General features: G+C 69.9%; 10 protein-coding genes and 1 tRNA gene. 10 read left to right on the top strand and 1 reads right to left on the bottom strand.

What is annotated here, in order from left to right:
* From ABDW35_RS25530 to ABDW35_RS25515, 4 genes are all read left to right on the top strand, one after another.
* A partial coding sequence (locus tag ABDW35_RS25530; protein WP_343716676.1) for a hypothetical protein occupies positions 1 to 1,616 on the top strand: 1,616 nt, incomplete at its 5' end.
* 253 nt (positions 1,617 to 1,869) lie between these two features.
* Complete coding sequence (locus ABDW35_RS25525) at positions 1,870 to 2,679, top strand: ATP-binding protein (RefSeq protein WP_343716675.1); 810 nt, start codon at positions 1,870 to 1,872, stop codon at positions 2,677 to 2,679.
* A gap of 216 nt (positions 2,680 to 2,895) precedes the next feature.
* Positions 2,896 to 3,255, top strand: coding sequence for an epoxide hydrolase N-terminal domain-containing protein (locus tag ABDW35_RS25520; RefSeq protein ID WP_343716674.1), 360 nt, complete (start codon positions 2,896 to 2,898; stop codon positions 3,253 to 3,255).
* 115 nt (positions 3,256 to 3,370) lie between these two features.
* Positions 3,371 to 4,300: an alpha/beta hydrolase gene (locus ABDW35_RS25515; RefSeq protein WP_343716673.1), complete on the top strand. Its 930-nt coding sequence runs from the start codon at positions 3,371 to 3,373 to the stop codon at positions 4,298 to 4,300.
* Positions 4,301 to 4,495: 195 nt separating this feature from the next.
* Here ABDW35_RS25515 and ABDW35_RS25510 read toward each other — a convergent pair.
* Positions 4,496 to 4,570: transfer RNA gene (locus tag ABDW35_RS25510), tRNA-Gly, on the bottom strand.
* A 167-nt stretch (positions 4,571 to 4,737) separates the two neighbouring features.
* On the opposite strand from ABDW35_RS25510, the gene ABDW35_RS25505 reads away from it, so the two are divergent.
* From ABDW35_RS25505 to ABDW35_RS25480, 6 genes are read left to right on the top strand one after another with little or no spacing between them, the layout of a single operon-like run.
* Positions 4,738 to 5,349, top strand: coding sequence for a prolyl-tRNA synthetase associated domain-containing protein (locus ABDW35_RS25505; protein ID WP_343716672.1), 612 nt, complete (start codon positions 4,738 to 4,740; stop codon positions 5,347 to 5,349).
* 60 nt (positions 5,350 to 5,409) lie between these two features.
* A complete protein-coding gene (gene trxA / locus ABDW35_RS25500) occupies positions 5,410 to 6,327 on the top strand; it encodes a thioredoxin (protein WP_343716671.1) in 918 nt (305 codons plus the stop codon).
* Positions 6,324 to 6,983, top strand: a complete 660-nt coding sequence (locus tag ABDW35_RS25495) for an LON peptidase substrate-binding domain-containing protein (RefSeq protein ID WP_343716670.1) — start codon at positions 6,324 to 6,326, stop codon at positions 6,981 to 6,983. Before trxA ends, ABDW35_RS25495 begins: the two co-directional genes overlap by 4 nt.
* A gap of 26 nt (positions 6,984 to 7,009) precedes the next feature.
* Positions 7,010 to 7,243 carry a Trm112 family protein gene (locus tag ABDW35_RS25490; RefSeq protein WP_343716669.1) on the top strand — a complete coding sequence of 78 codons (234 nt, stop codon included), beginning with the start codon at positions 7,010 to 7,012 and terminating at the stop codon, positions 7,241 to 7,243.
* Positions 7,244 to 7,247: 4 nt separating this feature from the next.
* On the top strand, positions 7,248 to 7,637 hold the full coding sequence (locus ABDW35_RS25485; RefSeq protein ID WP_343716668.1) for a DUF971 domain-containing protein: 390 nt from the start codon (positions 7,248 to 7,250) through the stop codon (positions 7,635 to 7,637).
* Positions 7,627 to 8,889, top strand: coding sequence for an adenylate/guanylate cyclase domain-containing protein (locus ABDW35_RS25480; RefSeq protein WP_343716667.1), 1,263 nt, complete (start codon positions 7,627 to 7,629; stop codon positions 8,887 to 8,889). The genes ABDW35_RS25485 and ABDW35_RS25480 overlap by 11 nt, the downstream gene beginning before the upstream one ends.
* The last annotated feature ends 101 nt before the right edge of the window (positions 8,890 to 8,990 follow it).

Genomic DNA, 8,990 nt, shown 5'->3' with positions numbered 1-8,990 from the left:
CCGCGGGCGATGCTATCGCCGGCCCCGAGGTCGTTGGCGGCGTGGCCAATCTGGTGGCGAAATCGCTGATCTCGGCGGATGTGGGCGGCGCCACGATGCGCTACCGGCTGCTCGACACCACGCGCGCCTATGCGATCGCCAAGCTCCGCGACGGCGAGGGACCCGCACGGGCCTCGCGCGCCCATGCCGAGTTCTATCGCGACCTGCTGGACCGCGCGCGGGCCGAGTGGGCCCGCCGCTCCACCGATGAATGGCTGGCTCTCTATCGCCAGGAGGTCGACAACATCCGCGCGGCGCTCGACTGGGCCTTCTCGGCCGGCGGCGATCCGGCGGTCGGCGTCGCGCTCTCCGCCGCCGCCGCGGTCCTGCTGTTCGATCTGGGCCAGCTCCATGCCTGCGTGGCGAATGCCGAGCGGGCGCTCGACGTGATCGAGGCGGAACCCGGCCGCGATCTGCACAACGAGATGCGGCTGCGCTCCGCGCTGGGTGCGGCCGCGGTCTATGCGCGGGGACCGGGGGAGGCCATTGATGCCGCCTGGTCGCGCGCCCTCGATCTCGCCGCCGGGCTCGGCGAGGCGGACTATGAGGCGCGGGCACTATGGGGTCTGTGGAATGCGCGGCTCTATGGCGGTTCGCCCCGGCTCGCCCTCGGCTTCGCCGAGCGGTTCCATGACTTGGCGGCACGGCGCGGCGAGACGGCACAGCGCCTGATGGGCGAGCGCGTCATTGCCATCTCGAAGCATTATCTGGGCGAGCAGGACGAGGCCCGACGACGTCTCGAGGCGATGCTGTCGCAGTATGAGCCCGACCGGCATCGGTGGCATACGGCGGGCTTCCGCGTGGATCACCGGATCGTCGGGCGCGCGAATCTCGCCCGCATCCTCTGGCTGCAGGGCACGCCGGACCAGGCGCTGGGCCTGGCGCAGGGGGCCTTAGCGGACGCCCAGGCGCTCGGCCACGTCATGACGCTGCAATATGTCCTGAGCGAGGCCGCGATACCGCTGGCGCTGCTGGTCGGCGACCTCGACGCGGCCGGGCACCTGATCGCGCTGCTGCTCGATCTCGCCTCCCGGCACGGCTTCGTCATCTGGGAGGCCTGGGGCCGCTGCTGCGAGGCGATCCGGCTGGTCCGGTCGACCGGGGCCGGGCTGCCCGAGCTGCAGGCGGCGGTGGGCGCACTGCGGCAGACCGGGTTCGAGGCGCACACCACCTTCATCCTGGGCGTGCTGGCCGAAGCCCTGTGCGATGCCGGCGAGATCGAGGCGGGATCGACCGCCATCGAGGACGGGCTGGCCCGGTGCGAGGCCCATGAGGATCGCTGGTGCCAGTCGGAGCTGCTGCGCGTGAAGGGCCGGCTCGCCTGGGCCAGGGGATCGATCGCCATGGCGGAGGAGAGCTTCTGGTCCGCCCTGGCCTGGGCGCGGCGGCAGGGCGCCGTATCGTGGGAGTTGCGGGCCGCCATGGGCCTGGCCCAGCTCTGGTCCCAGGGGGGACGTGTCGCGGAGGCCCATGAGCTCCTCTTCTCAATCCATGGCCGCTTCACCGAAGGCCACGGCACGCAGGATCTCAGGACGGCCAGGGCATGGATCAGCACGCTGCGGTCCCGCCTGGACTGAGGGCTGTCGCATGCAAGGCGCCGGGTGCGGTTTATGTTTTTTTACAAGAGTAAACTCACGGCCCTGCGGCCCCGCACGCATCATTCCGGCAGCGTGTCATCGAGCGACGACCCGCCCTTGAGGGAAGCCGGCGGACCACGAGGGCATTGCTCGCGTCTCGCCCGGGCACGATGACGGGTCAGGCCCGGCGATGCCGGGCCGGGGAGTGACGGCCGATCGGGGCCGGCGCGATCCGGCTTGAAGGGATCCAGCGATGTCAGCGTCGAGCGACCATCCCGACCAGATCCGTCCGGACGCCGCGATCGGCGGCGAGGCGGCCGCGATGATGGAGCTGTCGCACGCCAACCGGCTCGCCACCCTGGGCTATCTCGCCGCCTCGATCACGCATGAGATGAAGCAGCCGGTCGCCGCGGCGGTGACCAATGCCATGGCCGGGCTGCGCTGGCTCGACCGCCCGCGGCCCGACTTGAACAGGGCCCGGGCCGCCTTCGACCGCATCGTCCGGGACGGCAACCGCGCCAGCGCCATGCTCGGGCGGATCCGCGCCCAGATCCGCAAGGCGCCGCCCCGGACCGACCGGCTGGAGATCAATGAAGCGATCCGCGAAGTGATCGAGCTCGCCCGCGGCGAGACGGCGAGGCACGCGGTCGCGGTGCGGGCCGATCTCGCCGACGGTCTGCCGCCGGTCGAGGGCGACCGGATCCAGCTGCAGCAGGTCGCCCTCAACCTGGTCGTCAACGCGATCGAAGCCATGGGCGAGGCGGGCCAGGGCGTGCGGGAGCTGATGATCGGCACCGGCCGGACCGAGACCGGCGAGATCTGCGTGACGGTGCGGGATTCAGGCCCGGGCATCGATCCGGGCAGCGCCGACCGGCTGTTCGAGGCGTTCTACACCACCAAGCCCGGCGGGACGGGCCTCGGCCTGGCGATCTGCCGCTCGATCGTCGAGGCGCATGGCGGACGGCTGTGGGTCGAGGCAGACCAGCCGCGGGGCGCCGTCTTCCGGTTCACGGTGCCCGCCGGGCCGGGGGGCGCCGTGCCCTTCGAGGAGCCGTCGACCTGAGCCTGCTCTTCCAGGCTTGCCTGACCGGCCGCCCGCTGGGCCAGCTCAGGTGGCAGAGCAGTCCTCTACGGTAATCCGGGAACTCGACATCCTTAGGCGGCGTTCGCCAGATTTCACCGCCCACCTCGACGACCGGGGCAACCATGGTCGCTCGGCACTCGCTGCGTGCCTGCGTGTCCGGCTTGTCGCGCTCGCTGACATTCTGAGGAGGAGGCAATGACTGGCAGGCCTTTCACGATCCATGTTCCCGATATGGCGATCGAGGATCTGAAGACGCGGTTGCGCGGTACCCGATGGCCGGACTCGCTGGATGATGAGAGCTGGGATGACGGCGCCGCCCTGGCCTTCGTCAGGCGTTTGGCCGACCACTGGCTGCACCGCTTCGATTGGCGCGCCCAGGAAGAGCGGCTGAACCGTCTCCCGCAGAGCATCATGAGGACATCAGGGCCTTCTTCAGGCCGCTGCGGTCGTGACCGCCGTTCAAAAGCAATCATAGACGGATACGGCCCGTGCCGGGGGCCGTTTCATTGGTCACCGATCGGGCGGATGACTCATCTGCAATCAGCCAGAGCATGAGACCATGACAGCCCCACCTGAACCGATCAGCTCTGCAGCCGGACCGGCCTCCCGAACCTTCAGCACCCCTCGCCAGACAACGCATTACCTGGTGAGCGGGCCGGCCGACGGGCCGTTGCTGATCTTCCTCCACGGCTGGCCGAGCATCGGCTTGATGTGGCGCGCCCAGATGGAGGCGTTCGCCGCCGACGGTTGGCACTGTGTCGCTCCCGATCTGCGCGGCTTCGGCGGCTCTTCCGCGCCAGAAGCCAACAGCGCCTACGCCATCAGGGACGTCGTGGCGGATATGACGGAGCTCCATGACCACCTTGGCGGCCAGCCTGCGATCTGGATCGGCCACGACTGGGGCAGCGTCGTGGCCGGTGCGTTGGTCGCACATGAGCCCGAGCGCAGCCGTGGCGTCGTGCTGACCTCGCTGGCGCATCAGCCCGCGGGACATGCCCTGAGGACAATCGTCCCGCTGGTCGACCGAACCATTTATCCGGCCGACCGATATCCGGACGGTCAATGGGACTACTACCGCTACTACACGACGCACTTCGGCGCGGCCGTCGCCGATCTTGATGCGGACAAGGCGGCATCGCTCGCGTCGATCTTTCAGCCGGGCGACCCTGCTGGCGTCGGCAAGGTTTCGCCGAATGCGGTTGTCACGCGAAACGGGGGGCGCTTCGGCGCCACGCACCGTGCGCCGCCGACTCGACCGAACCCGGATCTCTGGCCGTCGGCAGACTTCGGCGTGCTGGTGCAGGCGTTTGAGGCACACGGCTTTCGCCCGTCCTGCGCATGGTACCTGAACGACGACGCCAACATCGCCTACGCTCGCGAAGCGCGGAACGGGGGCCACCTGTCGCAGCCGGTGCTGTTCGTCAACGGCGACTTCGATCAAATCTGCAGCATCATCGGAAATCGCCAAGGCGACCCGATGCGCACAGCTTGCGCAGACCTTACCGTGACGAGCATGCCCTCCGGACATTGGCTGCCGCTGGAACGGAAGGCGGAGCTCACCCAAGCCATCAAGGCCTGGGTGCAGATCAAACGGCTTTGATCGAGGTGAGCGGCCGACGATCGCGCAATCGCGATTGGTTGCGGCCTCGTCATCCTCGGCGTCGGAAGTCGTGCGCGCCAGTATTGGCGATTTGCCTGCCGGTCATCACGGCAGTGCGGTGTTGACCAACGGCAGACACCGGCGCGCCAATTTCCAGCGCGACCGCCAAAAAGCCACCGATCTTTCGGGAGAAAATGGAGCGGGCGAAGGGATTCGAACCCTCGACCCCAACCTTGGCAAGGTTGTGCTCTACCCCTGAGCTACGCCCGCTCTGGCGTCGTCGGCGCCGCAGCGCCGTCGAGGTGGCGGGTTATATCCGATGCCGCGGGATTTGCAAGCACCTAAATGCGGAAATTTTCAGGGTCGCGTCGGGCGGCGGCGCGCGACCGTCCGGGGCGGGCTTGGAAGCGCCGCCGCGGGCTCGTATAACAGCCGGCATGACCGCGCCCGACAGCACCGCCCCCGAATCGTCCGGCCCCGCCGCCGCCCGGCCCCGCGCCACGCCCGCCGACCTGTTCGCCCGGCTGCGCTCGCTCGGCGTCGCGGTCACGACGCATGAGCACGAGGCCGTGTTCACGGTCGAGGAATCGCGCCACCTGCGCGGCCTGCTGCCCGGCTGGCATTCCAAGAACCTGTTCCTGCGCAACAAGAAGGGCCAGGAATGGCTCGTCGTCTGCGAGGAGGAGCGCCGCGTCGACCTGAAGGCGCTGGGCGAGCTGCTGGGCGCCGGCCGGCTGTCCTTCGGGTCGCCCGACCGGCTGATGGAGGCGCTGGGCGTCACCCCCGGCTCGGTCACGCCCTTCGCCCTCATCAATGACGACGCCCGGCGGGTGACCATCGTGCTGGATTCCGAGATGGTGCGGCACGGCACGCTGCACTTCCACCCGCTGATCAACACCATGACCACGGCGATCGAGCCGGCCGGGCTGCTGGGCTTCATTGCGAGCTGCGGCCACGAACCCCATATCGTCGATCTCGACTCTGTCACCCTGCCGGCGGAGCCGGCGCCCGTCACCCTGCCGGCGGAGGATGTGCCGGCCGGCGGCTGACGCCGCCGCTTGCCGCCGCCGGGCTTCGGCACAGATCAATACCAGACCTGGGACAACGCCATGGACGCCCTTCTGAATTCCGCTTCCGGCGGCGCCGCACCGCTGATCAAGGACAGCAGCACCGCCGGCTTCCGCGCCGACGTGATCGAAGCCTCGATGGAGGTGCCGGTCATCGTCGACTTCTGGGCCACCTGGTGCGGCCCCTGCAAGACGCTAGGCCCGATCCTGGAGAAGCAGGTCCAGGCTGCCGGCGGCAAGGTCCGGCTGGTCAAGGTCGACATCGACCAGAACCAGGCTCTGGCGGCGCAGCTGCGCATCCAGTCGGTGCCGACCGTCTACGCCTTCTACCAGGGCCGCCCGGTCGATGGCTTCATGGGCGCGGTGCCGGAGAGCCAGGTCAAGAGCTTCATCGACAAGCTGGTGCAACTGGCCGGTCACGATTCCCACGACCATGTCGACCAGCTGCTGGCCGAGGCCAAGAGCGTGCTGGACAGCGGCAATGTCGAGGAGGCGGCCGGCATCTACCAGCATGTGCTGGCGCATGCGCCGGACAGTGCCGCCGCTGCGGCCGGCCTGGCCCGCTGCCTGATCGCGCTGGGCGAGATCGAGCAGGCCAAGCAGTTCTTGGACAGCCTGACGCCGGAGATGGCGCGCCACGCCGACATCACCGCGGCGAAGAGCGCGCTGGAGCTGGCGGAGCAGAGCGCCGCGGCGGTCGCCGGCCTGGCCGGGCTGCGCCAGCGCCTGGCCGCCAACCCGAACGACCATGAGGCGCGCTACGAGCTGTCGACCGCCCTCTACGGCGCCGGGGAGCGCGAGGCGGCGGTGGACGAGCTCTTGGAGCTGTTCCGCCGCGACCGCGAGTGGAACGAGCAGGCGGCGCGCAAGCAGCTGGTCAAGCTGTTCGAGGCGATGGGCCCGACCGACCCCTTGACCCTGGCCGGCCGGCGTCGGTTGTCCTCGATCCTGTTTTCATGAGCCGGCGGCCGCGCGCCCCAGCCTTCCAGGACCTCGGCACCGATCTGCCGGTCTTCCCCCTGCCCGGGGTCCTGCTGCTGCCGCGCGGCCTCCTGCCCCTCAACATCTTCGAGCCGCGCTACCTCGCCATGGTCGAGGACGCGCTGGCCGGCGGCCGGATGATCGGCATGATCCAGCCGCGCCCCGGCCATTGGGGCGCGGCCCCGCCGCCGCTCTACGCCGTCGGCTGCGCCGGGCGGATCACCAGCTTCGACGAGACCGACGACGGCCGCTACCTGATCACCCTGACCGGGCTGTGCCGGTTCCGGGTTGAGCAGGAGCTGGAGGAGCGGCGCGGTTATCGCCGGGTCCGGCCGGGCTGGACCGGATTCGCCGCCGACATGGCCGAGCCGACCGCGGCCGAGATCGACCGCGCCGGGCTGAACCAGGCCCTGACCGACTATTTCCGCATCGCCGGCCTGTCCGCCGACTGGGAGGCGATCGGTCAGACCCCGGATGAGCGGCTGGTCACGTCGCTGGCGATGATCTGCCCGTTCGAGCCGCAGGAGAAGCAGGCGCTGCTGGAAGCGAAGGATCTCTGCGAGCGCACCCGAGTCATGCTATCGATCATCCGGATGGCGATCCATGGCGGCCATGCCGGCCATGTGCGCCACTGACAGCACCTGTTTCCGGACCCCGTGCCATGACCGATACCCCCGATTCCGGCAGCGCCCCCGCCCCCAGCAGCCCGACGGCGGTCGACCCGCGCCTGCTGGAGATGCTGGTCTGCCCGCTGACCAAGGCGCCGCTGCGCTACGATGCCAAGGCGCAGGAGCTGATCTCGGACCAGGCGCGGCTGGCCTATCCGATCCGCGACGGCATCCCGATCATGCTGATCGACGAGGCCCGGCCGCTCGACCCCGACGCGCGGCGCTGATCCCATGTCCTCGATGGGGAGCCCGCCCCTGACGGGCAGCGCCGCCCGGCCGGTCGAGATCCGGCTGAAGCGGGCCGAGCGCGTCCTGGAGCTGCGCTTCGACGACGGGTTGCACGTCACCCTGTCGGCCGAGCTGCTGCGGGTCGAGAGCCCGTCGGCCGAGGTGCAGGGCCACGGTCCGTCGCAGAAGACCATCTTCGGCGGCAAGCGCAACGTCGCCATCACAGCGATCGAGCCGGTCGGCCACTACGCCGTGCGGCTGGTGTTCGACGACGGCCACGACACCGGCCTGTATTCCTGGACCTACCTGCACGAGCTCGCCAGCCGCCAGGACGAGCTGTGGCGCGCCTATCTCGACGCGCTGGAGGCCCGGGGCCTGTCCCGTGACCGCTGAGGCCCTGCTGCCCGGGACGGCGGCCGGCCTCGCCGCGCTGCGGCACTGGCTGGGCAACCAAGCGCTGCTGGCCGGGACGGTGCAGGATGTCGCCGAGGGTTTCGCCGACCGGGTGCTGGCCGCCGGCATCCCGCTGTGGCGGGCCTATCTGTCGGCCACCACGCTGCATCCGGACATGGAATCCTTCGGCCTGACCTGGACCCGCGACGGCGGCCGGGAGAGCGAGATGTACGGCCACGGCTCCTGGGGCAAGCTGTCGAATTCCAGCCCGATCTACGCGGCGGTGGTGGCCGCGCGGGAGGCCGCGAAGGACCCCGCCGCCGCCAGGGCCGACGACCTGGTGCCGCTGACCCGCTACCGGCTGGAGCGGGGCGAGGGCGTGGAGGAGTTCCCGATCCTGGCCGAGTTCCGCGACGGCGGCGCCACCGACTATCTGTGCTTCGTCATCCCCTTCGGCTTCGACGGCGGTCTGCACCCGCTGCGCACCGGCGCCACGGTGACGCTGGCGACCGACCGGCCCGGTGGCTTCACCGATGCGGAGGTGCGGGCGCTGGACGAGGTGATGCCGGTGTTCGGCGCCGCCGCGCGCATCAGCATCGACCTGGCCGCCTTCCGCACGGTGCTGACGACCTATCTGGGCCGCGACGTCGGGCAGCGGGTGCTGCGGGGCGAGATTCGCCGCGGCGCCGTCGAGACCATCTCGGCCGCGATCCTCGTCGGCGACCTGCGCGGCTTCACCGCTTTGGCCGACGCCATGCCGCGCGACCAGCTGGTGGCGATGCTGGACGATTATCTCGACGCGCTGGCCACGCCGATCGAGCACCGCGGCGGGCAGGTTCTGAAATTCATGGGCGACGGCCTCTTGGCCACCTTCGCCTTTGCCGAGGACGACACCGCCGAGACCTGCGGCCGGGCCCTGGCCGCCGCGGCCGAGGCGCTGGAGCGGATTGCCGCCATCAACCTGCGGCGGGCCGCCGAGGGCGCGCCGGTGATGACGCTGGACGTGGCGCTGCATGTCGGCGACGTGCTGTACGGCAATGTCGGGTCGGGCCAGCGGCTGGACTTCACCATCATCGGCCCGGCGGTGAACGAGGCCGCCCGGCTGGAGCATCTGTGCAGCGTGCTGAACGTGCCGATGGTGGTCAGCCACCGCTTCGTCGAGGCCCTGGCGGCGCCCGAACGCTTCCGCTGCCTGGGCCTGCAGACCCTGCGCGGGGTGAGGGCCCCGGTCGAGGTGTTCACGCCGGCTTGAGGGGCCGGAGCCACCCCCTCACCCGAAATCGCGTGCCGCGATTTCGACCAGCCATCCTTGTGCTTCTAATTCTTCATAGACTGCTTGTACTGTTTTTCTAT

Origin of the sequence: Inquilinus sp., assembly GCF_039594555.1 — a bacterium.
GTDB lineage: Bacteria > Pseudomonadota > Alphaproteobacteria > DSM-16000 > Inquilinaceae > Inquilinus.
This window is presented reverse-complemented; position numbering and strand designations above follow the sequence as displayed.

Coding starts and splice junctions, on each gene's coding strand:
- ABDW35_RS25525 (WP_343716675.1), top strand. CDS start 1,870: ATGTCAGCGTCGAGCGACCATCCCGACCAGATCCGTCCGGACGCCGCG.
- ABDW35_RS25520 (WP_343716674.1), top strand. CDS start 2,896: ATGACTGGCAGGCCTTTCACGATCCATGTTCCCGATATGGCGATCGAG.
- ABDW35_RS25505 (WP_343716672.1), top strand. CDS start 4,738: ATGACCGCGCCCGACAGCACCGCCCCCGAATCGTCCGGCCCCGCCGCC.
- trxA (WP_343716671.1), top strand. CDS start 5,410: ATGGACGCCCTTCTGAATTCCGCTTCCGGCGGCGCCGCACCGCTGATC.
- ABDW35_RS25495 (WP_343716670.1), top strand. CDS start 6,324: ATGAGCCGGCGGCCGCGCGCCCCAGCCTTCCAGGACCTCGGCACCGAT.
- ABDW35_RS25490 (WP_343716669.1), top strand. CDS start 7,010: ATGACCGATACCCCCGATTCCGGCAGCGCCCCCGCCCCCAGCAGCCCG.
- ABDW35_RS25485 (WP_343716668.1), top strand. CDS start 7,248: ATGTCCTCGATGGGGAGCCCGCCCCTGACGGGCAGCGCCGCCCGGCCG.